Below are 24,655 nucleotides of genomic sequence, written 5' to 3'. Positions count from 1 at the left end.
ACCGCCTCACGCCCTGCCGCCCTCCGGCACGAGCCCTCCGGCGCGAGCCCTCCCGGCGCGAAGCGGACCGCCCCACCACCCAGGCCCCCTCATCCCGGGCCCACTCAGGCCTGTCCCGCAGCCCAGCCGGTCACAAAGCTCCAGCTGCTGTTTCAAGGCCTTTGAAACAGGCACTGACCGCCAGCCGCAAAGATCCAACTGGCCGTGGGGCTGTCTCCGAAGGCACGAGACCAACTGGCCCTGGGAGCTGCTCCAACAGCCCCCAAACAGCACTGAGAGCCAGCCGCAAAGATCCAGCTGGCTCTGCGGGCTGTTCCAACAGCCTCGAAACAGCGCTGGGAGCCGCTGGGAAGATCCACTTCCACAGGACTCGCCCTGGCCACGGAGCAGTCACGCCGAGCAGGACGGCGGTGCACTAAACGTCCCCCGCAAAACGCCGCCGGTGTCGAGGCAAGTGATTTGCCGACGTCAGCGGGGTGTGCTGGCGGCGGGAAATCACCTGCCTCGACACCGGTTACAAGGCGTTTTGCCGCGGAGCGAAGCGAAGCAATCAAACACAGCCGGGTGGGCGGCCCAGCACGGGGAACCGCGCCGCCCACCCGGTGTCAAACGGGCGTGCTGCGCAACGCCCTCAGGCGGGGGCGCTTGCACGCCGGTGGGACCGGCACGCTGTCGGCGCGGACGAGTAGTTCCCGGATGGGACCTTCGTGGCCGGCGCGGTCGACGACGATGGCGTGGACGCCGAGCCAGACGTCTCCTTCGTGCGGGATGGGCTGGGCCCAGTTGACTCTGAGCAGGCGGATCCGGATGGGGCCGATGCCGTAGCAGTAGTCCGATTCGGCGAACTCGTACACCGGCCAGGCTGGGCCACTGGGCCGCAGCCGGTGGTCGCGGACGCGCGGCGCCCGGGGCCGTGGCAGCCCGGCGGATCGCTGCCGGCGGTGGCAACGGACGAGGTCAGTCACGCGCGTCGGACTCATCCTCCTCAGCTGGCGGCCGCCGCAGGATGGTCCCGCCGGGCCGGCTCAATCCGAAACGGTGGGTGACCGCGCTGGCCCGGGTCGACGCCGCGAACACATCGTCCGCGAACGGTTCGTCCCGGTAGACCAACGGGTTCGCCCGGCGCGTGCTGTCGGCCGCGCCGGGCTCACTCGAATCGGGGTGCTCCGGGCCGATGTTGGGTATCGACATACTCGTCACCTCTCGCTCGGACGCCCCCGCCAGGGAGCCTCGCGTCGAGGCCGCAGACGTCGCTCCGCAGCCGACCCGTCACCTAAAGATGTCACCCTGAGTGACACCCCTAGGAACCAGTACGTGCGTTATCATGCTCAGAATCTCGTGACTACGCAAGGCCAGATGCACGTGCATTTGCATCAGCGCCCAGTTTAGGCACGCAGAGACCACCGATTCCCGGATCGATGGGCGATCCGGGGCAAATCTAGGGAGCTTGGAATGACCTATGTGGTCAACGGCATGCCTGCCGGCGAGCTGCAGGGCGTGACCTGGCAGAAGAGCCGGCGCAGCAACCCAAGTGGCAACTGCGTGGAGTGCGCCGTCCTGCCGGGTGGCGATGTTGCCGTGCGTAACTCCCGCGATCCCGAGGGTGCGGCACTGATCTACACCCGGGCCGAGATCGAGGCGTTCCTCGGCGGCGTCCGCGACGGAGACTTCGACAACCTCATCGCCTGACCCTCAGGCAGTCGTCACGGGTCCGGCCGCGCGACGTCGCGGCCGGCCCCTTCGCGCTGATCAGGCCGGGCGGCCGACCTCGTTCAGCAGCTTGCCGAGGATGTCCGGCGTGTGGTTCGGCGGTTCCGCGTCGATGCAGACGCGCTCCATCGCCATGGCGTAGTGGTCCACGTCCTCGCGCTTGTCCAGGTAGATGGCGCTGGTCAGCTGTTCGACATAGACCACGTCGGGCAGCTCCGGCTCGGGGAACCGCAGGATCGCGAACGGGCCGCCGGCCGCCGCGTGGCCGCCCGCCTGGAACGGGATGATCTGCAACCGGACGCCGGGCAGTTTCGACGCCTCGATGAGCGCCTCGATCTGGGCGCGCATCACCTCGACGCCACCGATCGGGCGCCGCAGCACCGCCTCGTCGATCACCGCCCACAGTTGCGGGCCACCCGAACGGGTGAGGATCTGCTGCCGCTGGAGACGAACGTCGACCCGCCGGTTGATCTCGTCGGCGCTGGCGCCGGCATGACCCAACATGATCACGGCACGGGCGTAGTCGGGCGTCTGGAGCAGACCGGGAACGAACTGGATCTCGTACGTCCGGATCAGCGACGCCGCGGCCTCGAGACCGAGGTACGCCTGGAACCAGCCGGGAAGGACGTCGCTGAAATGCTGCCACCAGCCGGGATTGTTGGCCTGGCGGGCGAGATTGATCAACGCGTCCCGCTCGGCCGAGTCGCTCACGCCGTACATGGTCAGCAGGTCCGCGACGTCACGTTCCTTGAAACTGACGCGGCCCAGCTCCATCCGGCTGATCTTCGACCCGGACGCACGGATCTCGTAACCCGCGGCCTCCCGGGTGATCCCCCTCGACTCCCGCAGCTTACGAAGCTGGGAGCCGAGCAGGATGCGCAGCACGGTCGGGCCGCCTCCCGGCGCCTCCTCCTGCGAACCCGCGCTCACCTGACTCCTTGTCGCTGCTCTGTGACTGCCGGCGCAGCCCTACGCATCCTAGAGCGGAGATCCTTCTCGCGGAACCGGTGGGATCGCGCCCTCACGATCATCCGTTCATTGCGGATGCACGTGCATCCGGCCTTGCGAACGCACTTGATGACGAGCATGATAGCTGACAGACACGTACCAACCGCTGACGGAGCGTGCCGAAAACTTCGCCTGCTCAGCCGGTTGCAGTGTTGCTCATGAACACCGGAGCACCGCCTCGACACCTTGGAGGCAATCCCCATGCCGAACCTGACGGCGTCCACGCCCACCGTGACTCCGCCCTACCGTGACCCGGCAGAGGTGGCCCCGGCCGAGAGCTATCGGCCAGCGGATCCGGTGTGGGTCTATCGGGACGGCTGGCGCGCCGGTGTCATCGAGGCGGCCTCTCCCCGCGCGGTCACGGTCACGTACCGTCCGGAGAACCATCGGGGCACCGGGGTCGACACCTTCACGGCGCCCTACGTCACGTCGCGGGCCGATGCCGACCCGGCCCTCGACCAGCGCGCTCTACGCCTGGTGCGCCGGAACCCGCTGCGATGACCGGCGCCGTCACGGTCTCGGCGGTGGTCGGGCTGCTCAGCCTCTTCGCCGGGGTCGCCCTCGGGTGGTATCTCCGTCGCACCAACGACTGGTGCCCGACATGCGGCGAGCAGCTCTCCTGCGGCGCCTGCAAGATGCCGATCAACTGGCCGGAGCAGCAACAGAGCACCGCGCAACGCTCGCCCGTGTAGCTTTACCCGCATGACAGCGGTGAACGAGGAACAGCAGCTGTCGTGCCGCGTTCGCGATGCCGCGCTGTCCCGGGCCTTCGAGTTCCTCGGCCGCCGGTGGAATGCCGCGGTGCTGGGCAAACTCCACGACGGCCCGGTCGGTTTCCGGGAGCTGTCCCGGGCCATCGACGGCATCAGCGACTCGGTCCTCTCGAACCGCCTGTCCAGCCTGGTGTCGGCCGGCCTGATCATCCGGGCCGTCGACGAGGGGCCACCGGTCTCCGTCTCCTACACCCTCACCGAGGCCGGGCGCGCCCTGATGCCGGCCCTGGATCAGATCGCCCTCTGGGCGAACGAGCACCTGCCGTAGAGCGCCCCTGTCTCGGTGAATCGCCTACGTAGGCACGCCACAAGACTGGGATCTTCATTTTCGGGCGCAGCCGCTCACGCACGTCGCCCCGTAGACGTCGTGATCCGGACCCGCCAGCTTCCCGGGCACAACCACTCACGCACCCCCGGCAGGCTCACGTTTCAGACACCCCACCAGCCAGCGCCACCCGCCCGGGATTCCGGCTTTTCGGGCGTAGCCGCTCACGCACCCCGCGCGGTAGAGCTCCCGCCTGGCACGCGCCACCGGCCAGCAAAAGGTCCTTGGGGCTCGCGTTCTGGACGCGCCAGCGGCCAGCGAGACGCGCCGGGCCCTCGGCGGGAGCAGCGGTCTGTACCCACCACCCCGCTGCGACCCGGATTTTCGGTTCTTGGTGATGATCTTCACTGCGACTTTCTGATCGCAAGTCACTAGTTTTTCAGAAGTGGATACTTTTTCGAGAGCTGGCCTGACCGCTGACGCGCGGGCGCTGCTGTTCAGTGAGGCGCGGACGGCGAGCGCGTTCGCGGCGACGCCGGTGACTGACGAGGAACTGTCGAACCTCTGGGATCTCGCCAAATGGCCGCCGACCGCGGCGAACACGCAACCGCTGCGGGTGCTGTTCGTGCGCAGCGCGGAAGGCAAGGCACGCCTCGTCCCGCATCTCGCCGAGGGCAACCGGCCCAAGTCGCTGAGCGCCCCCGCGGTGGCCGTGCTGGCGCTGGACACGTCGTTCCACGAGTTCGTGCCAGAGGTGTTTCCGCACAACCCGGGGCTGAAGGACGTCTACGAGGCGAACGAGGCTCTGCGTCTGGCGGCCGGCAACCTGAGCGCCGGGCTCCAGATCGGCTACTTCATCCTCGCGGCGCGGGCGGTCGGCCTGGCCGCCGGCCCGATGACCGGCTTCGACAAGGCGGGCGTGGACGCCGAGTTCTTCCCCGGCGGGCGCTACCGGTCGCTGGTCGTCGTCAACCTGGGTCACCCGGGCGAGAACGCGTGGCGCGACCGGCTGCCCCGCCTGCCCCACGAGACCACGGTCCAGTGGGCGTGAATCGGTGAGAAGCGGCCCGGTTCGCCACCGGGCCGTTCTCGTCAGCGCCAGCGGTCGCCGGTGAGGCGCTCGTAGACCTCGACGTACCGGTTGCGGGTGGCCTCGACCACCTCGTCCGGGATCTCCGGGCCCGGCGCCGTCCGGTTCCAGTCGGTGAGCTGCCCCGACCAGTCCCGCAGGAACTGCTTGTCCAGGTAACGCGGCACGCTGCCCGGTTTCCACTCGTCGGCGCCCCAGAACCGGGATGAGTCCGGCGTGAGCACCTCGTCGCCGAGTTTCAGCGTCCCGTTCGCGTACCCGACCTCGATCTTGGTGTCGGCGATGACGATGCCCTTGGCGGCGGCGATCTCCGACCCGCGGCGGTACACCTCGAGCGTGACGCGGCGCAGCTCCTCGGCCAGCTCCTTGCCCACCCGGTCGACCGTCTGCTCGAACGTGAGCGGCTCGTCGTGGCCGCCGCCGACCGGCTCCTTCGTGCTCGGCGTGAAGATCGGCTCCGGCAGCCGGGACGACTCGACCAGCCCCTCCGGCAGCACGTTGCCGGAGATCGTCCGGTCGCGCTCGTAGTCCCTGAGCCCCGACCCGGCCAGGTAGCCGCGCGCGATGCACTCGACCATGACCATTTCCAGGCGCTCGCACCGGATGGCCCGCCCACTCCACTCCGCCGGCACGTCGGTGGCCGAGATGACGTGGTTCGGGATGACATCGGAGAGCTGGTCGAACCACCAGAGGGAGAGCTGGGTGAGGATCTTGCCCTTGTCCGGGATCGGCGTGGGCAGGATGACGTCGTAGATCGAGATCCGGTCGGAGGTGACCAGGATCAGGTCGTCGCCGTCGGCGTAGACGTCCCGGACCTTGCCGGAGTGCAGGAGCTCCACTTGTTCCCCTCGGTGGGTGGTGGGTGAGGTGCGCTTTCACGCTATCGAATCGGGCCGGCCACGACCGCGCCTGCTGGGAAGGGCGGCCACAGGTCACAGTTCACGGTCACACCGTCCGGATACGGCGATGCCGCCCGGCCGGGATCGGCTGGGCGGCATCGTCGGGGAGGTCAGGCGGGCTGTTCGGCGGGGCGGCCCAGCAGGAACGCCAGGTTGAGGGTCCGCCCCTTCAAGCGGATCAGGGCGATCCCGCCGGCCACCGCCGCGACCGTGGTGACCGCGCCGGCCAGGAGGAGGGCGCCGCGCGCGCCCATCGAGTCGCAGAGCCAGCCGATGGCGGGGGCGCCGACGATGCCGGACAGGGACGAGACGATGCCGACCGTGGCCAGGACGCGGCCGCGCATCTCCTCGCGGGTGTCGAGCTGGATGCGGGTGGAGACGACGGTGTCGAAGACGACGGCGCCGGCGGCGATGGGCAGGATCAGGGCGGCGAAGCCGAGGATGTTCGGGGCCAGGCCGGAGCAGAATTGCAGGGCGCTCATCAGGAAGCCGGTGCCGAGCAGGACGCGCAGGGTGGAGCGGCCGCTGCCGGCGAGCAGGAGGCCGCCGGCGACCGCGCCGACCGCGAAGACCGTCGACAGCAGACCGTACGATCCGGACGAACCGCCCAGCGGCCCGGAGACCATGGCGGCCATCGAGACCTGGTAGTTGCGGCCGAGGGAGCCGAGCACGAACGACAGCGCCAGGACGATCAGGATGACCGGCTGGCCGAGCAGGTAGCGGAATCCGGCCAGCACGCCGCCCTGGCCGGCGGGAGCGGAGGCGAGGGTGCGCATGTCGCCGAGGCGCATGGCGAACAGGGCGAGGATCACGCCGAGGTACGAGACCGCGTTGATCAGGAAGAGGGCGGACGGGCCGGTGATGCCGATCAGCACGCCGCCGAGGGCCATGCCGCCGATGCGGCCGGCCGAGCTGAGGACCGAGCCGAGCGCCAGGGCGGAGGCCAGGGCGTCCTTCGGCACGAGGGCCGAGCCGAAGCGGCCGAGCACCGGGCCTTCGAAGGAGCCGATCACGCCGGAGGCCAGCGCGACGCCGTAGATCAGCCAGTTGCCGCTGGTGAAGCCGCCCGGGAAGAGGGAGGGAAGGATCAGGGCGAGGGCGAGCAGAGCGCGGGTGGCCTGGAAGGCGATCAGCAGCGGCCGGGCCGGGAGGCGGTCGGCGAGCGCGCCGCCCCAGCTGCCGAGCAGCAGCACCGGCAGAGATTGCAGCATGACGACCGCGCCCATCGCGGTGGCCGAGCCGGTCGCCGACAGGATCAGCCAGTTCAGCGCCAGCACCTGCATCCAGGTGCCGCTGACCGAGACCAGGTCGGCGGCCGCCCACAGGCGGTAGTTGCGCTCTCGGAGCGGCGCGAACATCGGAGCCAAGGCGGCGGCACCCCCACAAGGAAAGTGGCGCCGTCTCTCGGCGCCACCTCCTTCTTCGGGCCGGCCTCGCGTTCCGCTTCGGCCTGGGCCCGCGGAACTCCGCAATCGCAACCTGCATGGTTGCGGTCCTCAGGAAGACCTTTCCCGGTACGGGTGAAGCGCGCCCATTACGCTCCGTGCCATGACCGAGGTTCCCGCGCAGTCCACCAGGGCTCGCTCCATCTTTCAGACGGCCGGCGCCCTGGCCGTGGCCGTCCTTTCCGCGCTCACCTGGTTCGGCTGGCTGGGCTGGGACCACGAGTACCAGGCCGACGGCAGTGGCCCGTACGAGGCGTGGCAGGTGGCGGGCTGTGTCCTGACCCTGATCGTGATCATGTTCGGCGCCGTGCAGCTGGGTGTGCTGCCGTTGTCCGCGGCGGCCGCCATGACGCTGGCGTTCACCGCGGCGTTCAGCGTGACGGCCTCGGCGGACGAGACCGGCCTGTGGGCGGTCGGCGCGCTGATGATCTTCATTTCGCTGGCGTCGGCGTCGGTCCTGGTCGGGTTCGTCTCCCTGCACCTGCGGCGTCGGCGGCTCAGGGGGCGTACGAGCTGAGCGTCCCGTCGAGCACCTGGTGGATCCGCCCGCCGGCGACGATGACCTCTCCGGCGTAGGTGGGCCCGGCCACCGTCCCGTCGGCGGCCTTGCGCACCTGCCCGCCGCTGTAGAGCAGCCCACCGGCCCGTACCGGCTGAGCCGTCTCGGTGGTCGACCGTACGGTCCAGAGCCGTTTCCCGTCGGTCACCCGGAACGCCTCGATGCCCTTGTCGAACACCCGGTAGAGGCGGTTCCCGTCGACCGCGATCATGGACGGGAACAGCGGCGCCGTCCACGCGGGTTGCCCGTCGGCGACCCGGACGGCGCTGAGCAGCTGGGTCTTCTCGTCTCTGACGTAGAACCGGGTGCCGTCGGGGTCGGCGGCCTCGGCGGTCCAGTCGGCCTTGCGGGTCCATCGCACCCGCCCGGTGACGATGTCCACACCGGTGCTCTCGTTCTGGGCGGCCTCGCTGCCGTCGGTCCGGCGAAGAAGGATCGTCCCGTTCGCGGACACGCCGGAGGACAGGTGCTTCGCCCTGGTCCAGAGGGTGCGGCCGTCGCGGGCCGAGAACGCCACGACCTTGTCCTCGTCCGAGGGCGATCCGCCGGACACCACGATGACGCCCTTGTCGACGGAGCTGTCGACCACCGGGATGTCGGTGCCCTGTCGCCAGCGGGGCAGTCCGCTGCGCAGGTCGAGGGCGACGATCTGCCCGTCCGGGTCGCTCTGTGAGTTGCAGCCGTTGTTGGTCAGGATGACGAGCCCGTCGACGATGCCGAGCCGGGGTGTCCCGTTGTCGCCGGGGTCGTCCCAGTCGTACCGCCACAGCAGCCGCCCGGTGTCGGCCGTGTAGGCCGAGACGCCGAGTTGGTCGGTGGTGACGACGCGACCTCCGGACAGCAGGGGCGCCGAGTAGCCGGAGCAGCTGGTGTCGCTGGACCGCAGCTTGACCTGCCACTTCTTGCCGGCCCGGCGGATGCTGCCGGCGTTGATCACGTCTTCCGCCGGGTTGTAGTGACTGTTCTCGGCGTCGTAGCCGGGGTGGTCCCAGACCGGTGCGGCGGCCGCGGCCGCGGGGCTCGCTGCCGCGCCGGCGGCGAGGGTGACGGAGAGAAACCAGGCAAGCATGTACCCAAGGTATGCGGACCAACCTGCCTGAAGAGCAGGAATGGGACGGACCCGGGTGGGTCGTCCCATTCCTGATCCCCCGCTGGTTCAGCCGGCCAGCAGCTTGAGCATCTGCTGGACCTGGTCGGTACGCGACTGCTTGACCCGTTCGGCGAAGGCCTTGGCCTGCTCGTTGCCACCCTTGGAGAGTTCGAGCTGGGCGAATTCGACGGCGTTGTGCTGGTGACCGAGGAAGAGGTTGAGGAAGGCGGTCTCGAACTGCGCCTTCTTCATGGTCTTCAGCGCCGCGATCTCCTTCTCGCTGGTGGCCGGCAGACCACCGTGATCGGCGTGCAGGCTGGTCCGCTCGTCGAGGGTGGCGGGCTTACCCCACTCGGTGAGCCAGTTCGTCATCATCTTGATCTCGTCGGCCTGGGTGACCTGGACAGCCTCGGCCAGCTCGACGACCTCGGGGCGGGTGGCGCGCTCGGCGGCGATCTGCGCCATCTGCTGCCCCTGCTGCTGGTTGTCGATCAGCATCTGGAGGAACATCACGTCGGTGTCGTTGAAGGTCGACCCGGCGGTGATCTCGGAGACGTTCTTGACGTTCTGCGCCGGGGCCGTGGCGGCCGGCGCGGCCTCCGGCTTGTCGGCCGCGGTGCCGCACGCCCCGAGCAGGAGCGGCGCGGCCGCGATGACCAGGGCGGCTACGTGACGGGCCTTCACAGCGGCAGCCAGAGGGCGAGCGTCCAGATGCCGGGTTCCCAGCTGCGGATCGACGAGTGCGCCTGGCGGCACTGGTAGGAGACGCCCTCGTAGGTCACCACGTCACCGATCTTGTACGACACCCCGGGCGCCCACGCGGTCCCGTTCCCGGGGGCGGTCGTCCTGGTCGGGGCGGTCGTGGCCGGGGCGGTCGTCGGCGCGGTGGTGGGCGCCTTGGTGGGAGCGGTCGTCGGCGCGGCGGTGGTCGGCGCGGTGGTCGGCGTCGTGGTCGGCGTCGTCGAGCCGGAGCCGCCGATGTTGACGTCCACGCAGTTGTAGAAGGCGTTGACGGTGTCCCCGATGTTCCACACCGCGAGGACGGTCTTGCGGCCCGAGAACCGGCTCAGGTCGACGGTGTGCGAGACGGTGGCCGCGGGGATGGCGTTCTTGTCGTCGAACGTGGCGACCGCGGCGCCGTCCACGTAGTACACCCAGGTGGCGGTCCGGTGCCGGGCGGTCAGCACCCAGTTGAAGGTCACCGATTTTCCGACGGTGGTGGCCGGCCAGTTCCGGGACTCGTCGTTCAGGACCGTGAAGTTGGCGTTTCCGCCGTTGCACTGCTTGGACCCCTTCGGGGCCTCGACGCTCTGCGGCTCGAACTGGATGGCGCCACAGTTCGTGACCGTGCCGGCCGCGCAGAGCGCCTGCCGGCTCGGGGGCGAGGAGACGTAGCCGTGTGCCAGGGCGGGCGACGACGCGACCGCCAGGGTGGAGGCGACCATCCCGAGGGTGGCCAGCGGGTAGGCGATCTTCCTGCGCATGTCAGCTCTCCATCGGTTCGACCCGGCAGTTACCGGCCGAACATTAGGAGGGGCTGCCATAACGGAGCCTTAACAGAACCGTCAAACCCCTTTAAAAGCGTGTTCTAACGACGTTTGCGCTGGTCAGCCGGCTCCAGAACGGGCGCGTGGAGCAGGAAGCCGATGCGGGCGCCGCCCAGCGGGCTACGGTCGATGACCAATTGACCACGGACCGTCTCCGCGGTCCGGCGCACGATGTCCAGGCCCAGACCGGTGGAGCCGGCGCCGCTCACGCCACGCCGCACGGCGGTCTCCGGGTCCGGGATGCCGGGGCCGGCGTCGTCGACGAGCAGGCCGCTGGCCGAGACGCTGACCCGGAACGCGGTGCCGTCCGGGGTGTGCGAGAAGACGTTGCCGAGCAGCGCGTCGACCACCAGGATCACGTCACCGGCCGGCATCGGGATCATCACCGGCTCGTGGCCGCCGACCACCTCCCACGGGCGCTCCTGGTCCTCGGCCAGCACCGACCAGAAGGCCAGCCGGTCGGCCAGCACCTCGACCAGGTCGCACTGCTGGGAGCCGCGCTTCTCGATGCTGCCCAGCCGGGCGCCGGTGATGATCGCCTCCAGCTCCTCGTCGAGCAGGTCGCACGCCTGCCGCATCCGCTCCGCGATCGGGCCGGGCGGCATGGCCTCCACGTCGAGACGGAGGCCGGTCAGGGGCGTACGCAATCGGTGTGAGAGATCCGCGGCGAGCTCGCGCTCCCGGTCGAGCAGGCGCCGTAGATCGTCGGCCATGCCGTTGAAGGCGGTGGCGGCGTCGCGCAGCTCGCGCGGGCCGATCGGGGTGATCCGCTCGTTGAGTTCGCCGCCGCCGAGGCGGCGGCTGGCCGCCGCGAGCCCGCGGGTGGCCCGGACCAGCTGGCTGCCGAGCCGGTCGGCGAAGAGGATCGAGCCGCCGACCAGGACGACGGCGAGCGCGCCCAGGTAGAGCCAGGCCGTGCCGACGCCACGCCGGGTGTCCGCCTCCGGGATGAAGACCTCGACCACCACGGTCCGGCCGTCGGTCAGCACGGTCGGCTGGAGGTAGGCGACGCCGCCGTCGCTGTCCGAGGTGGCGGCCCGGCGTTCCTGCGCGGCCCGCTGCACGGTGGCGTCACTGAGATGGCTGGCGCCGATCGGCTCGACGCCGGGCAGGTGGACCGCCAGGTTTCCGGCGCTGCCCGCGGCGGTGCTGGCCACCGCGTTGGTGAGGGAGACCAGGTCGCTGTCGACACCGAGCACGGTGACCATCGAGGTGGCCTGCTGCCGGGCGTCCGAGATGGCCCGGTCGTACGCGATCTGCCGGGTGGCCACCGCGAGCGGCACCAGGAAGGCGAGAGCCACCATCGAGGTGATGGCCAGCGCCAGCCGGTTGAGCGCCCATCTCATTGCGGATCGACCATCATGACGCCCACCCCTCGGACGGTGTGCAGGAAGCGCGGTTTCGCGGCGGTCTCGCCGAGTTTGCGGCGCAGCCACGAGATGTGGACGTCGATGGTCTGCTCCTCGCCGATCCGGGCCTGCTGCCACACCTGGTTCATCAGCTCGCGCCGGCTGATCACCTGGCCGACCCGCTCGGCAAGGTACGCGAGAACGTCGAACTCGCGCCGGGTCAGCTGCAACGGCTCGCCACGCAGTTCCACCCGGCGCTGCCGCGGCTTGATCACCAGTTCACCCACGGTGATGGTGTTGGGCTGCTGCTCGATGGTGGTCCGGGCCCGGCGCAGCACCGCGGAGATGCGGGCCAGGATGTGCCCACCGGAGAACGGCTTGGTCACGTAGTCGTCGGCGCCGGCCGAGAGGAGCGCGATGATGTCCGCCTCGGAGCGCCGGGCGGTGGCGACGATCACCGGTACGTCGGACACGGTCCGCATCATCCGCAGCGCGTCGGTGCCGTCGATATCGGGCAGTCCAAGGTCGAGAATCACCAGGTCCGGCCGCTCCTGGGTGACGATCTTCAGCGCCTGCGCAGCCTGACCGACCGGGCGCACCACGTGCCCGGCCTCGGTCAGCGCACGGGTCAGCGCGGCCGTGATGATGCGGTCGTCCTCGACCAACAGGATCATCGCCATGGCGACAACCATAAGACCGGGTGAGAAGATGGCCGCGTGCGATCTTCCAGGTGGGTGCCGATAGCGGGTTGGTGCCTGGCCACCGCGACCAGCATCGTGCTCGGATCGGTGGCGCTGTCCCCGGTGCTGACCGCGGCCCGCGCCGACAACGGCGCGCTGCCGGACATCGATCAGTTACCGGCGCCCGCCGCGGTCTCCGAGACCAGCGACGCGCCGCCGCCGGTGGCGGAGACGACCGCACCGGCCCGGACCACCCGGCCCACCACGTCGGCGAAGCCCGGCCGGACCCGGCCCTCGCCGAGCCGGACCACCGGCGCCACGACCGCGCCGGCCACCACGACGAAGCCGGCGACGACCACCGAGAACGGGTGGACCGTCACCACCAGTGACGGCGTGAAGACCTATGTCCGGACCTTCACCACCGAGGGCGGCACGGCGGTCGTCAGGATGACCAGTGAGGGCATCGTCTCCCTGGTCACCGCCACGCCCGCGGACGGTTACCGGGTGGAGAAGACCGGCTCCGACGTCAACCTGGCGGTCTACTTCAACGAGACGAACCACAGCTTCATCATTCACGCACAGTGGTTCAACGGCGCGCCGTTCGTCGAGGTCAGCGAAGTAGGCGGCTGACCGCAAGGGTTTTCCCCGATTCGCTGACGCCGGTCGATATCTAACGTCTCACCTCAAGTCACCTCGGTGTGACCCGCCGTCCCGTCCCGGGACGGTCGAGGCCCGCCCGCCATCCCCGGGGCGGGAGAGGAGAAGGCGTGAAATCCCGTACCCCCGTCGTCATCGCGCTGACCGCCGCCACCGCGGCGGCGTCCGCGATGGTGGCGGTCGCCGGACCGGCGACCGCCCTGCCGCCCACCGATCCGGCCGCCGTCGCGGCCCGGGCGGCGGGCACCGCGTCGGCCCTCGTCGCCGATCGCCCATCGATCCTGCAGGCCAGTGACGGTGAGGCGTTCGTGCAGCACCAGGTGATCACCACGGACAATCTGCAGTACGTACCCTTCGACCGCACCTACAAGGGGCTGCCGGTCATCGGCGGTGACTTCGTCGTGGTCACCGACACGGCCGGGCAGACGAAGTACACGTCGGTCGCACAGACCCGGCCGATCGGCGAGCTCTCGGTCACCCCGAAGCTCTCCGCGGCCGAGTCGGTGACCGTCGCGAAGGGCGAGCTCAAGACGGTGGCGAACGTCGAGCGCACCCGCCTGGTCGTGGTCAACACCACCGACGCACCGGCGCTGGCCTGGGAGTCCACCATCAACGGCACCCGGGTCGACGACCACGGCAAGCTGGGTGTCAGCCGGCTCACCGTGGACGTCGACGCGAACTCCGGCGCGGTCCTGCGCACCCACGAGCACGTCACCGGGGTGAGCGGCACCGGCACCGGCTGGATCACCGGCTCGGTCACCCTGGACACCACGCTGTCCGGCTCGACGTACAGCCTGCGTGACCCCTCGCTGACCACGCTGACCTGCCAGGACTCGTCGACCAACACGGTGTTCAGCGGCGCCGACAACGTGTGGGGCAACGGCACCGGCAGCAACAAGGAGACCGGCTGCGTGGACGCGTTCTACGCGGCGCAGAAGCAGAAGGCGATGCTCTCCAGCTGGCTGGGCCGTACCGGCTTCACCAGCAGCGGCGGCGCCTGGCCGATCCGCGTCGGCCTGAACGACACGAACGCCTACTACGACGGCAGCCAGGTCCAGATCGGCAAGAACAGCGCCGGCCAGTGGATCGCGTCGCTCGACGTGGTGGGTCACGAGATCGGCCACGGCATCGACGACAACACACCGGGCGGCATCTCCGGCAACGGCACCCAGGAGTTCGTCGGCGACGTCTTCGGCGCGGCCACCGAGGCCTTCGCGGCCAACCCGAACGACCCGGCCGACTACCAGGTCGGCGAGGAGGTCAACCTGGTCGGCAGCGGCCCGATCCGGTACATGTACAACCCGTCGCTCGCCGGTGACGACAACTGCTACTCCAGCAGCACCCCGAGCCAGGAGGTGCACGCCGCGGCCGGTCCCGGCAACCACTGGTTCTACCTGCTCGCCGAGGGCACCAACCCGACCAACGGGCAGCCGGCCAGCACCCGGTGCAGCGGCACCGGCGCCCTGACCGGTGTCGGCATCCAGACCGCCACCAAGATCTTCTACAACGCGATGCTGATGAAGACCTCCAGCTCGTCCTACCTGAAGTACCGCACCTGGACGCTGACCTCGGCCAAGGCCCTGGACAGCACCTGTGGCCTGTTCAACAAGACCAAGGCCGCGTGGGACGCGGTCAGCGTTCCGGCGCAGAGCGCCGACCCGACCTGCACCACCGGCACGCCCACCACGTCACCGACCGCGTCGCCCACCACCTCGCCGGCGAGCTGCACCGGGACCAACGCCACCGATGTCTCGATCCCGGACGCCGGCTCGGCGGTCTACAGCAACATCACGATCAGCGGCTGCGCCCGCAACGCGTCGTCCACCTCGACGATCGCGGTGAACGTCGTCCACACGTACCGGGGTGACGTGAAGCTCGACCTGGTCGCGCCGGACGGCTCCACCTACGCCCTGAAGGCGACGTCCAGCTCCGACAGCACCGACAACATCAGCGCCACCTACACCGCGAACCTGTCGGGCGAGGCGGCGAACGGCACCTGGCGTCTCAAGGCGCAGGACGTGTACTCCTCGGACACCGGGTACATCAACACCTGGACTCTCACGCTCTGAGAGCCCGGTTCCGCCGGCGCCGCGGGCGCGGCGCCGGCGGAACGATCACCAGCTGATCACGTTCATCACGCAGATCTGCCGCTCAGGCCGGGAGGGCCATAAGGTGCCTCCTAGATGTACGGACAGGAGGCCCCCCGGTGACTTACAGCGTGTACGGAACGGCGGCCGGGCGGTCCACCGGAGTGCTGGCCGACGTGTGGGGCCGCTCCCTGGTCCGCGACGTGACACTCACCGTCGGGGCGGCCGCGGCGGTTGGCCTGGCCGCGCAGATCTCCCTCCCGGTTCCCGGTTCCCCGGTCCCGATCACCGGGCAGACCTTCGCCGTCCTGCTCGTGGGCGCCTCGCTCGGCGCGACCCGCGGCGCCGCCGGCATGCTGCTGTACGTGGTGGCCGGCGCCCTGGGCGTCCCGTGGTTCGCGGACGGCGCCTCCGGCTGGCCCTCGGCCACCGCCGGCTACCTGATCGGGTTCGTCCTGGCGGCTGCCCTGGCCGGCCAGCTCGCGGCCCTCGGCGGGGACCGCCGCCCGCTCCACACGATCGGGCTGATGGCCGCCGGCAACGCGCTGATCTACCTGGTCGGGGTGCCGTGGCTGGCGTTCTCCACGGGCATCGGCCTGACCACCGCGGTGAGCCTGGGCCTCACCCCGTACCTGCTGGGTGACGTGCTGAAGATGCTGCTGGCGGCGGCCCTTCTGCCGGGCGCCTGGGCGCTGGTCCACCGGCACGTCGACACCGGCGACCGCTACTGACGAGCGATACACACAGGCTGTGCACACAGCCTGTGGATAACTCGAACAGATGTGCGAATCCGGTCAGCGGATCACTCTGGGTAGCCCGATCCGGGTGCACACACCGGGTGACGAATGCACCAGCGGGGCGCCGTGCGGCATCGGCAGACCGGCCGCCGTGGTCAGATCCTGTTCCAGGTCGAGCACCCGTGCCCGGTGCAGCACCCACCGCGGATGCCACACGTCGACGCTGGTCAGGCGGCCGGCGACCACGGTGTAGAGACGGTATTGGGTGGTCAGGAAATGGTCGGTCCGGCCCAGTTCGGCGTCCGGGAACCGCTCGCCGGCACGGACCCGGATCCGGTACCCGGCACCGCGCGGCTCGTAGTGACGACTGCCGCGATACTCGGTCACGTCACCGTCGGTGCGCAGCGACATCCGGGACCACCGGTAGGGCAGGTTGAGGCCGGCACGGGCGGTCACCACGGCCGGTAGCCGGGCGGCGTCGAGCGAGAAGAAATAGATCCCGGCGCCGCCGTCCGGACCGCGTACGTACGTGCGCAGGTTGGTCTCCGGGAAGGTGGAGAGCCAGGGCAGGGCGGGCAGCCAGGGTGGGCGGATCTCGTCCATCAGGAACGGGAGCATGCCCACCCAGACCAGGCCGTCCTCGGCGTCCGGCGTGAGCCCGGCCGGGAGCAGCGGGCTCACCACCTCGGCCGGGTAACGCCAGTGCAGAAACGTCATCCGGCGCCACCACTGGATCATCATGGCGGTGCGGACCTCGGCCATCGGCGGGGCGAGCACGATCGACCACCTCCCGCCTCGAGTGTCCCCGGTCGACCGCGTGAAACGGACCGGGAAACGCTCAGATGTCCAGAGCCTCCTCGATCCGCCGCAGTTGGTGCCGGGCCAGGGCCAGATTGGCGCGTTCCTTGTTCAGCGCCAGGTAGAGGAACAGGCCCTGCCCGGAACGGCCGGTCAACGGACGGATCAGGTGGTATTGGGAGTCCAGTGTGATCAGGATGTCCTCGATCTTCTCGTGCAGGCTCAACATCTCCATGGTGCGCAGCTTCGCCCGTACCACCTCGGTGTTCGCGGCCGACGCCACCTGGAGATCGAAGTCCCTGCCCCCGCCGGCGATGCCCAGCGCCATACCGCTGGATCGGTCGACCAGGGCGACGCCGATGGCGCCGTCGATCTGCATCGCGTCCTTGAGGGCTACGTCCATGTCCGGCATCTCGGGTGTCCTCCCACTTCCTCGGGTCTGGGCCTGAGCGTGATGGACACCGGCGGTGACCGGTCGCACACGATGTGCGCCTCGGCCGCATCCGGTCATGGGATCTTTCAGGTGCACGGCGGCCGAGTTGCGGTTTTCTTCAAGTCAGAAACTGCTCATGACTTCACGTTGCGGTCCGTCGTGGTCACGCTCACGGATCGAAAACCCTTGGGGGTACGCCGTAACCGCACCCGATTCTTCGCAGTTGGGCGTCGGTAGAGCCGGGGTCTAGGCGGAGGGGACGCATGGTGTCGGTGCCGCTGTACCAGGCGAAGGCCGAGATGTTCCGCACTCTCGGCCACCCGGTCCGGATCCGGGTGCTGGAACTTCTCCAGGACGGCCCGAAGCCGGTCCGCGACCTGCTGGCCGAAATCGACGTGGAGGCGTCGAACCTCTCCCAGCAGCTCGCGGTCCTGCGCCGGGCCGGCATCGTGACGTCGTTCCGCGACGGGGCCCTGGTCATGTACATGCTCAGCACCCCGGACGTCGCCGACCTGCTCGCCGCCGGCCGGCGCATCCTGGGCGCGGTCCTCACCGACCGCGACGGCCTCCTGGTGGAGCTCCGCGCCCAGGGCTCGACCAGCTGACGCGGCGCTCCCGGGTCACTCGACGATCCCGGTGATCCCGGTCGGTGGCAGGGTGAGCCACCACGAATCGGTCAGCTTCCCGTAGAGCAGTACCGCGCCGATCGCCACGGGCAGGGCCGCCACCAGGGTTATCGCTGCGATTCGGCGCTTCCAGACGTACGCCGGAGGGTCTGCCGGAAGGACCACCGGTGACGCCGGGATGATCTCCGGGCCGGGCGCCGCGGGCAGCGGGATCATCGCGCCGGACGCGTGCCAGACCTGGCGCAACCGGGCCGCGAAGCCCGCCATGCTGTCGACCGCCGGAACCGGCGTGAGCACCTCGTCGAAGAGCCGCGACAGACCGGGCCAGGCCGAGACGATCCGGTCGGCGCGGTCGATGTCACCGGGCCAGTCGGCACCGGTCAGCACCCGGAAGAGCAGCGCGCCGAGCGCCGTCACGTCGTCGCGGGGCGCCGGCATGGTGCGCCCGAGCGGCGCCGCGAAGCCGGTGAGCATCGGTTCGCCGGACGCTCCGATCAGGACGCACTCCGGGCGGATCCGGCCGTGCACCATCTGCGGGCGCATCGCGTGCGTACGGGCCAGCGCGTCGGCCAGCACGATCGCGTGGTGCAGGGCCTCGGCCGGTGACGGGGGCCGGTCGCGCAGCACGTCGTCCAGGGTGCGGCCGTCGATGAGGTCGAGCGCCAGCCAGGGCCGTCCGGTCGCGGTGATCCCGCCGGAGCGGACCGGGACGATCGCGGCGGTGGCACCCAGGCCGACCGAGGCGGCGACATGCGCGGCGAACGCGGACTCCTCGGCGCGGCCCCGGACGAAACGGTGGAAGAGCTGCAACGCCACCCGGCGGCCGGCCCGTTCGTCCCAGGCCTGGTAGAGATCAGCCTCGGCGCCGGTACTCATCCGCTGCAACCGGGTATAACCGGCCGGGGTGTCGATCCCCGCCACGTATCGCCCTCCCCTGACCGATCTCGAATGAGAATCTCACCCCACCGAATCGGCGGCGGCAGTGCCCCCAGCGGGGGCGCGGGGTCGGATGTGGGGTGGCGCCGGCTGCGGGCCGGCGTGGCGTTCGCGAGTTCGCTGCCGCCGAAGTGAGGTGTGGCCGGTCCGCGGGCGTCGTTGGCCGCGGACCGGTGATCTGGCGGTCGAGGGGTCAGATGCCCTGGTAGCCGGCGATGGTAGCGGCCAGGATGTCCGGGCCGGGACGCTGCCACAGCTCCTCGTTCATGACCTCGACCTCGATCGGGCCGGTGTAGCCCGCCTTGGCCACCGCGTCGTGGAAGGCGCGCATGTCGACGCAGCCGGCACCGGGCAGGCCACGGCCGGTCAGGACGCCCGCGGGGAGCGGGGTGATCCAGTCGGCCAGCTGGTAGATGGCGATCCGGTCGCCGGCCGCCTCGATCTTCGGCAGCACGGTGTCGTCCCACCACAGGTGGTACGTGTCGACGGTGACGCCGACCTGGCCGACCGGGTGCTGTTCGGCGATCGACATGGCTTGGTCCCAGGTGTTGATGACACAGCGGTCGGCCGCGTACATCGGGTGGAGCGGCTCGATCGCCAGGGTGACTCCGGCGGCGGCCGCGTACGGCACCAGCTGGGCGATCGCGTCGGCGACGTGCGCGCGGGCGCCGGCGATGTCCTTCGAGCCCTCGGGCAGGCCGCCGGAGACCAGGACGAGAACCGGGGTGGCCAGCTCGACGGCCTCGTCGATGGCCCGGCGGTTCTCGTCGTACCAGCCGTCGAGCTGGAAGAAGCCGCTGCGGCAGAGCGTCGTGACGGTCAGGCCGGCGTCGCGGACCAGGGCGGCGGAGCGTTCGAGGCCGTACTCCGCGACCGGCTCCCGCCACAGCGCGACCTTGTCGACGCCCGCGTCCACACAGCCTTTGACCAGGTCGGTCAGCGCCCAGTGCTTCGCGGTGATCTGGTTGAAGGAGAAGCGGCTCATCCCACGGTCACCTCGAAGAACCTGTTGGCCCGGCGTGCGGCCAGGTCCGGGTCGGGAAGCAGGCCGGCGGCGTCGGCGAGCTCGATCAGTGTGGCGAAGTGCGGCACCGAGCGGCCGGACTGGAGGCCGCCGACCATGGTGAAGTGGTCCTGGTGGCCGGCCAGCCAGGCGAGGAAGACGATGCCGGTCTTGTAGTAGAACGTCGGCTTCTCGAAGATGTGCCGGGACAGCGGCACGGTGGGCGCGAAGATCCGGTCGTACTCCTCCAGGTCGCCCCGGTCCAGGGCGGCGAAGGCGGCCGCCGCGGCGGGCGCGATGGCCGCGAAGATGCCGAGAAGCGCGTCCGAGTAGCCCTGGTCGTCGCCGCGGATCAGCTGCGGGTAGTTGAAGTCGTCGCCGGTGTAGAGGCGCACTCCGGAGGGCAGGCGGCGGCGCAGCCCGATCTCGTGGTCGGCGTCCAGCAGCGAGATCTTGATGCCGTCGACCTTCGCCGGGTTGCTGTTGATCAGCTCCAGCACGGTCTCGGTGGCCTTGTCCACGTCGGACGAACCCCAGTAGCCCTCGAGCGCCGGATCGAACGCCGTGCCCAGCCAGTGCAGGACCACCGGCTCGTCCGACCGGCTCAGCAGGTGACCGTAGAGGCGGAGGTAGTCGTCGGCGTCCTGTGCGGTGGCGGCCATGTGGCGGCTGCACATCAGCACCGGCACGGCGCCGGCGGTGAGGACGTCGGCGAGCTGCTCCTCGTACGCCGAAAGCACTTGATCGAGAGACGCCGGACCCGGCGCCAGCTGATCGGTCGCGACCCCCGCGACGATCTTGCCACCGGCCGAGGCCGCCTCCGCGGCACTGCGCCGGATCAGCTCCCTGGTCGCGGCGTAGTCGAGGCCCATGCCGCGCTGCGCGGTGTCCATGGCCTCGGCGACACCGAGGCCGTGCGACCAGAGATGGTGGCGGAACGCCAGGGTCCGCTCCCAGTCCAGGACCGCGGGGGCGCCGGGCGCGTTCTCCGCGCGCGGGTCCGCGACGACGTGGGCGGCCGCGTACGCGATCCGGCTGCCCGGCGCACCGGCCGGCTTCTCCCAGGTCTTCGTGGAGAGCGTCAGTCGCCGCCCGTCGGGAAGGTTGACGATGCTCACAGCGTGATCCGCCGTCCCTCACGGGCCGACTGGAGGCCGGCCTCGGCGAGCGCGACACCGCGGGCGCCGGAGGTGAAGTCCCAGTGGAACGTCTCGCCCGCGACGACGTGCCGCAGGAACGCCTCCCACTGCACCTTGAAGCCGTTGTCGAACTCCTCGTTGTCCGGCACCTCGGTCCACTCGTCGCGGAACGACTTCCCGGTCAGCGGCAGGTCCGGGTTCCACACCGGCTTCGGTGTGGTGGCCCGGTGCTGGATCTTGCAGCCGCGCAGCCCGGCGACCGCGCTGCCGTGGGTGCCGTCGACCTGGAACTCGACCAGTTCGTCGCGGTTGACCCGGACCGTCCACGAGGAGTTGAGCTGGGCGATGACGCCGCCCTCCAGCTCGAAGATCGCGTACGCCGCGTCGTCGGCGTCGGCCGGGTACTCCTCGCCGCGCTCGTCGACCCGCCGGGTGATGTGGGTCGCGGTGGTGCACTGGACCGCCCGGACGTTCCCGAACAGCTCCTCGAGGACGTAGTTCCAGTGCGGGAACATGTCCATCACGATGCCACCGCCGTCGGCGAGCCGGTAGTTCCAGGACGGCCGCTGAGCCACCTGCCAGTCGCCCTCGAAGACCCAGTAGCCGAATTCGCCGCGCACCGACAGGATCTGGCCGAAGAAGCCGCCGTCGATGAGGCGCTTGAGCTTGCGCAGGCCGGGCAGGAACAGCTTGTCCTGCACGACGCCGTTCTTGATGTTCGCGGCGACGGCCAGCTCGGCCAGCTCCAGCGACGCGGCGGAGCTCTCGGCCAGCGGCTTCTCGGTGTAGACGTGCTTGCCGGCGGCGATGGCCTGACGGATCGCCTTCTCCCGCTGGGCGGTCACCTGGGCGTCGAAGTAGATCTCCACGTCCGGGCGGGCCAGGGCCGCGTCCAGATCGGTGGTCCACTCGGTGAGGCCGTGCCGGGCGGCGATGGCGGCCAGTTTGTCGGGGTCGCGGCCGACCAGGATCGGCTCGGGCCAGATGTGCCCGCCACCGGCCAGCGGCACGCCACCCTGCTCGCGGATGGCGAGAAGCGAACGAACCAGGTGTTGCCGGTAGCCCATCCGCCCGGTGACCCCGTTGACGATGATGCCGATCGATCTGCGCGCTGCCATGTGGAACCCTCCGCCGGTCATGAGGAAAGCGCTTTCCTGCTGCTGGCAGCGTAGGCGGCTTCCGCCGTTACGACAAGTGCGAGTTGATCTCCCTGAGCGGCGGCAGGGGCCCCTACCGGGCGGTCGTCCCACGGGAAACGGCAGGTGGATGACGGTTCGGCGAATTTCACTCGACGGGATTCACACGCTTTGACACCACCCGTGGGGATACCTAATCTCGGCGCGGCATCACACCGAACCCCCCGACCCGAGGGCGAAGCCGCATGAGTACGAGTGAGGACTCCGGCAGCGTCGAGGAGCTGCGGCAGGTCGAACAGGCGGTCCGCTGGCTCGGCGAAGCGGACCGGGACGTCTTCGCGCTGTGGCGGGAGGAGGTGCGGGGACGCATCGGCCGCGGGCAGGTGGCGGATCGGCTGGAGACCAGCCGGGCCGACGCGGACGTACGGATCCAGCGGATGCGTACATCTCTGGAGTGGTGCCGCACGCTCGTCGCGGCACTGGAGGCGTCGCCGCGGTGCCGAGGGCTCGCGGTGCCGGTCAGCGCCTGGGACGGAGCGCCGGATCCACAGTGGCGGGACCGGTTCGGGCGGCACATCCGGGAATGCCGGACCTGTCGCGGACGGCTGCGGGGCGAGGAGTCGATCGAGCGGCTCCTCGCCGCCGACGTGTCGCCTGCGGTCACCCCGCGCGAGGACCCGGACGTCGTTTCGCGAAAGAGCCCGGACGTCGTTCCGGGAGGAGCCCGGGGCCGGTCCACGGCGCCGGAGCCGCGGCGGGGACGGCGGACACTCGTCGCCGGGTTGGCGGCGATCGTGCTGGTGGGGGCGGGCGCTTCGGCGTACACCCGGCTCTCGGAACGGCCCGGACCGATCGCCGAGGCCGCCGATGTGGCAGCCGGAGCGACCACCGTTTCGCCCGCGCCGTCCGCGGCCACCGAGTCGGCCGCGCTCTCCGTGATCGACGCCCCGGGCACCTACACGTTCGCGGCGGCGAAGGCCTACTGCGCCGGCGTCGGCACCGATGCCGTCTGGAGGCTGCCGACCCGGGCCGAATCGCTGTCGATCGCCGCCCCCGGCCCGTTCTTCTGGACGTCGACCCCCTACGCGGCGACCGGCGCCGGGCGGAAGGCCTGGGCGGTCAGCGGACCGATCAGCCGGGGCGCGACCCAGTCGGCCCGGCACCGTGTGCGCTGCACCCGATCGGCGACACCCATGGTGACCGGCCTTCGGATCGCGGCCGGGCAGGCCACCGATCCCGAGACCGGTCTGACCTGGCAGCGGGGCTTCGCGCCGGCGGCCATGGCCGCCTCGGCGGCAACGGGCTACTGCGCGGAACTCACTCTGGGTAGCCGGTCCTGGCGCCTTCCGACGCTACCGGAGCTGGCCACCACGGTCGACGACACCCGGACGGTGCCGGCCGTCGACGCGAAGACCTTCCCCGGTACGCCGGCGAGCGGCTGGTTCTGGGCCGCTCCCGAGTCAGGCAGACGCTGGATGCTCACCTATCGGGACGGTTCCACCGATTCCGGCCGGGCGCGGACCGGTCACGTGCGTTGCGTCTCCTGATTCAACCGATCAAGCAGACGTACGCCGACCGCGCCGACATCCGCAGCCGTCCACTCCAGAGCATGCCCGGCCGCCGTGACCTCGGTCAACGCGTAACCGGGCACGTCCGCGTCCCGCCAACCGCCGGCGAACCAGACGCCCTCCTGCTCGGCCATCGCCAGCACCGCCTCGTTGAGGACCGCCGCCGGATAGGGCAGCCAGAACCGGAACTGATGGGTGTGCGGCGGCTCCGGGAACACCCGGGCCCCCGGCAGCGCGGACAGTGCGCCGGCGATCACCCGGGCGTGTGCCACGTACTCGGGGATCCGGGGCAGCTCACGGTCCAGGCCGGCGAGCGCGGACAGCGCGACCGGCCACTGCTGGAAGAGGTGGCCGCCGTACCGGTGGCGCCAGGTGCGGGCGAACTCGGTCAGGTCGGCGGTGCCGGCCAGAGCGGCGCCGCTGATCCCGCCGAGCGTCTTGTAGAACGACACGTAGACGCTGTCCGCCAGGGCCGCAATCTCCCGGATCGAACGCCCCAGGTAGGGGGCCGACTCCCAGATCCGGGCGCCGTCGAAGTGCACCCGGGCGCCGATGCCGCGGGCCGCCTTCGTCGCCTCCACCAGCTCCGGCCAGGTGGGTAGCACGAAACCGGCGTCGCGCAGCGGCAGCTCGATGACGACCGTACTGACCGGCTCGGCGAGACTGACGATCTCGGCGGCGGTCGGGTTCCGGGGCGCATCGGTCGAGCGGATCCCGCGCAGGCCGGTGAGATCGGCGTACGCGTGCCGCTCGTGCACCTCCTGGTGGCCGAGCGGATGCAGGGCGACGGCCGGGACGCCGATCCGTTCGGCGCCGTAGCGCAGCGCCACCTGCTGGGCCATCGTCCCGGTCGGGAAGAGCACGGCGTCCTGCGTGCCGAGCAGCGCGGCCACCCGCTTCTCCAGGTCGGTGACCGGGCCGCCACCGTAGAAGTCGGGCAGGCCGTCCAGGTCGGCGGCGGTCTCGAAGGCGGCGACGTGGTCGCGCATGGTCAGCGGTCTGGCCCCGGAGAGGATGCGGTCGCAGCCTCGCATGGCGGTCTGGCGCCGCTGGATCAAGGAGTCCGGCATCAGCGGATGATCGCACGCCGCGCGTTTTTGTCGGACCCGGTCGTTACTGT

28 protein-coding genes are annotated in these 24,655 nt (G+C 70.4%); 11 read left to right on the top strand and 17 right to left on the bottom strand.

The annotated features are described in order from the left end of the window. Positions 1 to 605 precede the first annotated feature (605 nt). Together J5X75_RS18840 and J5X75_RS18835 are read right to left on the bottom strand one after the other, a co-directional pair. On the bottom strand, positions 606 to 965 hold the full coding sequence (locus J5X75_RS18840; RefSeq protein WP_307798147.1) for a hypothetical protein: 360 nt from the start codon (positions 963 to 965) through the stop codon (positions 606 to 608). Beyond that, positions 958 to 1,191, bottom strand: a complete 234-nt coding sequence (locus J5X75_RS18835; RefSeq protein ID WP_208468703.1) for a hypothetical protein — start codon at positions 1,189 to 1,191, stop codon at positions 958 to 960. The genes J5X75_RS18840 and J5X75_RS18835 overlap by 8 nt, the downstream gene beginning before the upstream one ends. A 261-nt stretch (positions 1,192 to 1,452) precedes the next feature. Here J5X75_RS18835 and J5X75_RS18830 point away from each other — a divergent pair, with 261 nt between their 5' ends. Continuing rightward, the gene (locus tag J5X75_RS18830; protein ID WP_043533013.1) at positions 1,453 to 1,689 is read left to right on the top strand and encodes a DUF397 domain-containing protein; all 237 of its coding nucleotides are present in this window, start codon (positions 1,453 to 1,455) and stop codon (positions 1,687 to 1,689) included. Between the two features lie 60 nt (positions 1,690 to 1,749). On the opposite strand, the gene J5X75_RS18825 is transcribed toward J5X75_RS18830, so the two are convergent. After that, complete coding sequence (locus J5X75_RS18825; RefSeq protein WP_183224194.1) at positions 1,750 to 2,640, bottom strand: Sco1979 family transcriptional regulator; 891 nt, start codon at positions 2,638 to 2,640, stop codon at positions 1,750 to 1,752. Between the two features lie 279 nt (positions 2,641 to 2,919). Between J5X75_RS18825 and J5X75_RS18820 the strand changes: the two genes are divergently transcribed. From J5X75_RS18820 to J5X75_RS18805, 4 genes are all read left to right on the top strand, one after another. Beyond that, positions 2,920 to 3,219, top strand: coding sequence for a hypothetical protein (locus tag J5X75_RS18820; RefSeq protein ID WP_208468702.1), 300 nt, complete (start codon positions 2,920 to 2,922; stop codon positions 3,217 to 3,219). Continuing rightward, a complete protein-coding gene (locus J5X75_RS18815; protein WP_208468701.1) occupies positions 3,216 to 3,410 on the top strand; it encodes a hypothetical protein in 195 nt (64 codons plus the stop codon). The genes J5X75_RS18820 and J5X75_RS18815 overlap by 4 nt, the downstream gene beginning before the upstream one ends. Before the next feature lie 10 nt (positions 3,411 to 3,420). After that, the gene (locus tag J5X75_RS18810) at positions 3,421 to 3,759 is read left to right on the top strand and encodes a winged helix-turn-helix transcriptional regulator (RefSeq protein ID WP_208468700.1); all 339 of its coding nucleotides are present in this window, start codon (positions 3,421 to 3,423) and stop codon (positions 3,757 to 3,759) included. A gap of 442 nt (positions 3,760 to 4,201) precedes the next feature. Next, positions 4,202 to 4,807 carry a malonic semialdehyde reductase gene (locus J5X75_RS18805; RefSeq protein WP_208468699.1) on the top strand — a complete coding sequence of 202 codons (606 nt, stop codon included), beginning with the start codon at positions 4,202 to 4,204 and terminating at the stop codon, positions 4,805 to 4,807. 41 nt (positions 4,808 to 4,848) lie between these two features. On the opposite strand, the gene J5X75_RS18800 is transcribed toward J5X75_RS18805, so the two are convergent. Beyond that, positions 4,849 to 5,685: a phosphoribosylaminoimidazolesuccinocarboxamide synthase gene (locus tag J5X75_RS18800; RefSeq protein WP_208468698.1), complete on the bottom strand. Its 837-nt coding sequence runs from the start codon at positions 5,683 to 5,685 to the stop codon at positions 4,849 to 4,851. Between the two features lie 170 nt (positions 5,686 to 5,855). Next, the gene (locus tag J5X75_RS18795; protein ID WP_208468697.1) at positions 5,856 to 7,103 is read right to left on the bottom strand and encodes an MFS transporter; all 1,248 of its coding nucleotides are present in this window, start codon (positions 7,101 to 7,103) and stop codon (positions 5,856 to 5,858) included. 190 nt (positions 7,104 to 7,293) lie between these two features. Between J5X75_RS18795 and J5X75_RS18790 the strand changes: the two genes are divergently transcribed. Next, positions 7,294 to 7,707, top strand: coding sequence for a hypothetical protein (locus J5X75_RS18790; protein WP_208468696.1), 414 nt, complete (start codon positions 7,294 to 7,296; stop codon positions 7,705 to 7,707). Here the strand turns inward: J5X75_RS18790 and J5X75_RS18785 are convergent. The 5 genes from J5X75_RS18785 to J5X75_RS18765 form a co-directional block, all read right to left on the bottom strand. After that, a complete protein-coding gene (locus tag J5X75_RS18785) occupies positions 7,688 to 8,818 on the bottom strand; it encodes an outer membrane protein assembly factor BamB family protein (RefSeq protein WP_208468695.1) in 1,131 nt (376 codons plus the stop codon). The two genes, J5X75_RS18790 and J5X75_RS18785, sit on opposite strands and share 20 nt — an antisense overlap. Before the next feature lie 87 nt (positions 8,819 to 8,905). Next, positions 8,906 to 9,523, bottom strand: a complete 618-nt coding sequence (locus J5X75_RS18780) for a DUF305 domain-containing protein (protein ID WP_307798146.1) — start codon at positions 9,521 to 9,523, stop codon at positions 8,906 to 8,908. Continuing rightward, complete coding sequence (locus tag J5X75_RS18775) at positions 9,520 to 10,323, bottom strand: lytic polysaccharide monooxygenase (protein ID WP_208468694.1); 804 nt, start codon at positions 10,321 to 10,323, stop codon at positions 9,520 to 9,522. The genes J5X75_RS18780 and J5X75_RS18775 overlap by 4 nt, the downstream gene beginning before the upstream one ends. Before the next feature lie 104 nt (positions 10,324 to 10,427). Further along, complete coding sequence (locus J5X75_RS18770) at positions 10,428 to 11,732, bottom strand: ATP-binding protein (RefSeq protein ID WP_208468693.1); 1,305 nt, start codon at positions 11,730 to 11,732, stop codon at positions 10,428 to 10,430. Beyond that, positions 11,729 to 12,415 (bottom strand): response regulator transcription factor, encoded by a 687-nt coding sequence (locus J5X75_RS18765; protein ID WP_208468692.1) that lies wholly within the window; start codon positions 12,413 to 12,415, stop codon positions 11,729 to 11,731. Before J5X75_RS18765 ends, J5X75_RS18770 begins: the two co-directional genes overlap by 4 nt. Positions 12,416 to 12,451: 36 nt before the next feature. Between J5X75_RS18765 and J5X75_RS18760 the strand changes: the two genes are divergently transcribed. From J5X75_RS18760 to J5X75_RS18750, 3 genes are all read left to right on the top strand, one after another. After that, positions 12,452 to 13,045 carry a DNA mismatch repair protein MutL gene (locus tag J5X75_RS18760; protein WP_208468691.1) on the top strand — a complete coding sequence of 198 codons (594 nt, stop codon included), beginning with the start codon at positions 12,452 to 12,454 and terminating at the stop codon, positions 13,043 to 13,045. Positions 13,046 to 13,182: 137 nt separating this feature from the next. Then, positions 13,183 to 15,141, top strand: a complete 1,959-nt coding sequence (locus J5X75_RS18755) for a M4 family metallopeptidase (RefSeq protein WP_208468690.1) — start codon at positions 13,183 to 13,185, stop codon at positions 15,139 to 15,141. Between the two features lie 137 nt (positions 15,142 to 15,278). Next, positions 15,279 to 15,890, top strand: coding sequence for a biotin transporter BioY (locus J5X75_RS18750; RefSeq protein WP_307798145.1), 612 nt, complete (start codon positions 15,279 to 15,281; stop codon positions 15,888 to 15,890). Between the two features lie 63 nt (positions 15,891 to 15,953). Here J5X75_RS18750 and J5X75_RS18745 read toward each other — a convergent pair whose 3' ends face one another. Further along, a complete protein-coding gene (locus tag J5X75_RS18745; protein WP_208468689.1) occupies positions 15,954 to 16,673 on the bottom strand; it encodes a YqjF family protein in 720 nt (239 codons plus the stop codon). Between the two features lie 61 nt (positions 16,674 to 16,734). Then, entirely contained in the window at positions 16,735 to 17,106 is a 372-nt protein-coding gene (locus J5X75_RS18740; RefSeq protein ID WP_208468688.1) for a hypothetical protein, read from the bottom strand. A gap of 287 nt (positions 17,107 to 17,393) precedes the next feature. On the opposite strand from J5X75_RS18740, the gene J5X75_RS18735 reads away from it, so the two are divergent. Then, entirely contained in the window at positions 17,394 to 17,732 is a 339-nt protein-coding gene (locus J5X75_RS18735) for an ArsR/SmtB family transcription factor (protein ID WP_183224422.1), read from the top strand. Between the two features lie 15 nt (positions 17,733 to 17,747). Here J5X75_RS18735 and J5X75_RS18730 read toward each other — a convergent pair whose 3' ends face one another. The 4 genes from J5X75_RS18730 to J5X75_RS18715 all read right to left on the bottom strand — a co-directional run bounded on the left by J5X75_RS18730 (position 17,748) and on the right by J5X75_RS18715 (position 21,949). Beyond that, entirely contained in the window at positions 17,748 to 18,629 is an 882-nt protein-coding gene (locus J5X75_RS18730) for a protein kinase family protein (protein ID WP_208468687.1), read from the bottom strand. Positions 18,630 to 18,882: 253 nt separating this feature from the next. Next, a complete protein-coding gene (locus J5X75_RS18725) occupies positions 18,883 to 19,674 on the bottom strand; it encodes a sugar phosphate isomerase/epimerase family protein (protein WP_208468686.1) in 792 nt (263 codons plus the stop codon). Continuing rightward, positions 19,671 to 20,810: a dihydrodipicolinate synthase family protein gene (locus J5X75_RS18720; protein WP_208468685.1), complete on the bottom strand. Its 1,140-nt coding sequence runs from the start codon at positions 20,808 to 20,810 to the stop codon at positions 19,671 to 19,673. Before J5X75_RS18720 ends, J5X75_RS18725 begins: the two co-directional genes overlap by 4 nt. Further along, positions 20,807 to 21,949, bottom strand: coding sequence for a Gfo/Idh/MocA family protein (locus J5X75_RS18715; protein WP_208468684.1), 1,143 nt, complete (start codon positions 21,947 to 21,949; stop codon positions 20,807 to 20,809). The genes J5X75_RS18720 and J5X75_RS18715 overlap by 4 nt, the downstream gene beginning before the upstream one ends. A gap of 263 nt (positions 21,950 to 22,212) precedes the next feature. Between J5X75_RS18715 and J5X75_RS18710 the strand changes: the two genes are divergently transcribed. Beyond that, positions 22,213 to 23,514 (top strand): Lcl domain-containing protein, encoded by a 1,302-nt coding sequence (locus tag J5X75_RS18710; RefSeq protein WP_208468683.1) that lies wholly within the window; start codon positions 22,213 to 22,215, stop codon positions 23,512 to 23,514. Here the strand turns inward: J5X75_RS18710 and J5X75_RS18705 are convergent. Beyond that, positions 23,493 to 24,605 carry a threonine aldolase family protein gene (locus J5X75_RS18705; protein ID WP_208468682.1) on the bottom strand — a complete coding sequence of 371 codons (1,113 nt, stop codon included), beginning with the start codon at positions 24,603 to 24,605 and terminating at the stop codon, positions 23,493 to 23,495. The genes J5X75_RS18710 and J5X75_RS18705 overlap by 22 nt on opposite strands. Between the last annotated feature and the right edge of the window lie 50 nt (positions 24,606 to 24,655).

Origin of the sequence: Actinoplanes flavus (assembly GCF_017592555.1) — a bacterium.
GTDB lineage: Bacteria > Actinomycetota > Actinomycetes > Mycobacteriales > Micromonosporaceae > Actinoplanes > Actinoplanes flavus.
Note: the sequence above shows the minus strand (reverse complement) of the source record. Positions and strands in the feature narration are given on the sequence as shown.

Excerpts from the sequence above, each read along its gene's own strand:
- J5X75_RS18770 (WP_208468693.1), bottom strand. The coding sequence starts at position 11,732 with ATGAGATGGGCGCTCAACCGGCTGGCGCTGGCCATCACCTCGATGGTG.
- J5X75_RS18830 (WP_043533013.1), top strand. The coding sequence starts at position 1,453 with ATGACCTATGTGGTCAACGGCATGCCTGCCGGCGAGCTGCAGGGCGTG.
- J5X75_RS18730 (WP_208468687.1), bottom strand. The coding sequence starts at position 18,629 with ATGAGTACCGGCGCCGAGGCTGATCTCTACCAGGCCTGGGACGAACGG.
- J5X75_RS18835 (WP_208468703.1), bottom strand. The coding sequence starts at position 1,191 with ATGTCGATACCCAACATCGGCCCGGAGCACCCCGATTCGAGTGAGCCC.
- J5X75_RS18785 (WP_208468695.1), bottom strand. The coding sequence starts at position 8,818 with ATGCTTGCCTGGTTTCTCTCCGTCACCCTCGCCGCCGGCGCGGCAGCG.
- J5X75_RS18820 (WP_208468702.1), top strand. The coding sequence starts at position 2,920 with ATGCCGAACCTGACGGCGTCCACGCCCACCGTGACTCCGCCCTACCGT.
- J5X75_RS18705 (WP_208468682.1), bottom strand. The coding sequence starts at position 24,605 with ATGCCGGACTCCTTGATCCAGCGGCGCCAGACCGCCATGCGAGGCTGC.
- J5X75_RS18795 (WP_208468697.1), bottom strand. The coding sequence starts at position 7,103 with ATGTTCGCGCCGCTCCGAGAGCGCAACTACCGCCTGTGGGCGGCCGCC.
- J5X75_RS18710 (WP_208468683.1), top strand. The coding sequence starts at position 22,213 with ATGAGTACGAGTGAGGACTCCGGCAGCGTCGAGGAGCTGCGGCAGGTC.
- J5X75_RS18715 (WP_208468684.1), bottom strand. The coding sequence starts at position 21,949 with ATGGCAGCGCGCAGATCGATCGGCATCATCGTCAACGGGGTCACCGGG.
- J5X75_RS18810 (WP_208468700.1), top strand. The coding sequence starts at position 3,421 with ATGACAGCGGTGAACGAGGAACAGCAGCTGTCGTGCCGCGTTCGCGAT.
- J5X75_RS18725 (WP_208468686.1), bottom strand. The coding sequence starts at position 19,674 with ATGAGCCGCTTCTCCTTCAACCAGATCACCGCGAAGCACTGGGCGCTG.
- J5X75_RS18775 (WP_208468694.1), bottom strand. The coding sequence starts at position 10,323 with ATGCGCAGGAAGATCGCCTACCCGCTGGCCACCCTCGGGATGGTCGCC.
- J5X75_RS18815 (WP_208468701.1), top strand. The coding sequence starts at position 3,216 with ATGACCGGCGCCGTCACGGTCTCGGCGGTGGTCGGGCTGCTCAGCCTC.
- J5X75_RS18740 (WP_208468688.1), bottom strand. The coding sequence starts at position 17,106 with ATGCCGGACATGGACGTAGCCCTCAAGGACGCGATGCAGATCGACGGC.
- J5X75_RS18765 (WP_208468692.1), bottom strand. The coding sequence starts at position 12,415 with ATGGCGATGATCCTGTTGGTCGAGGACGACCGCATCATCACGGCCGCG.
- J5X75_RS18790 (WP_208468696.1), top strand. The coding sequence starts at position 7,294 with ATGACCGAGGTTCCCGCGCAGTCCACCAGGGCTCGCTCCATCTTTCAG.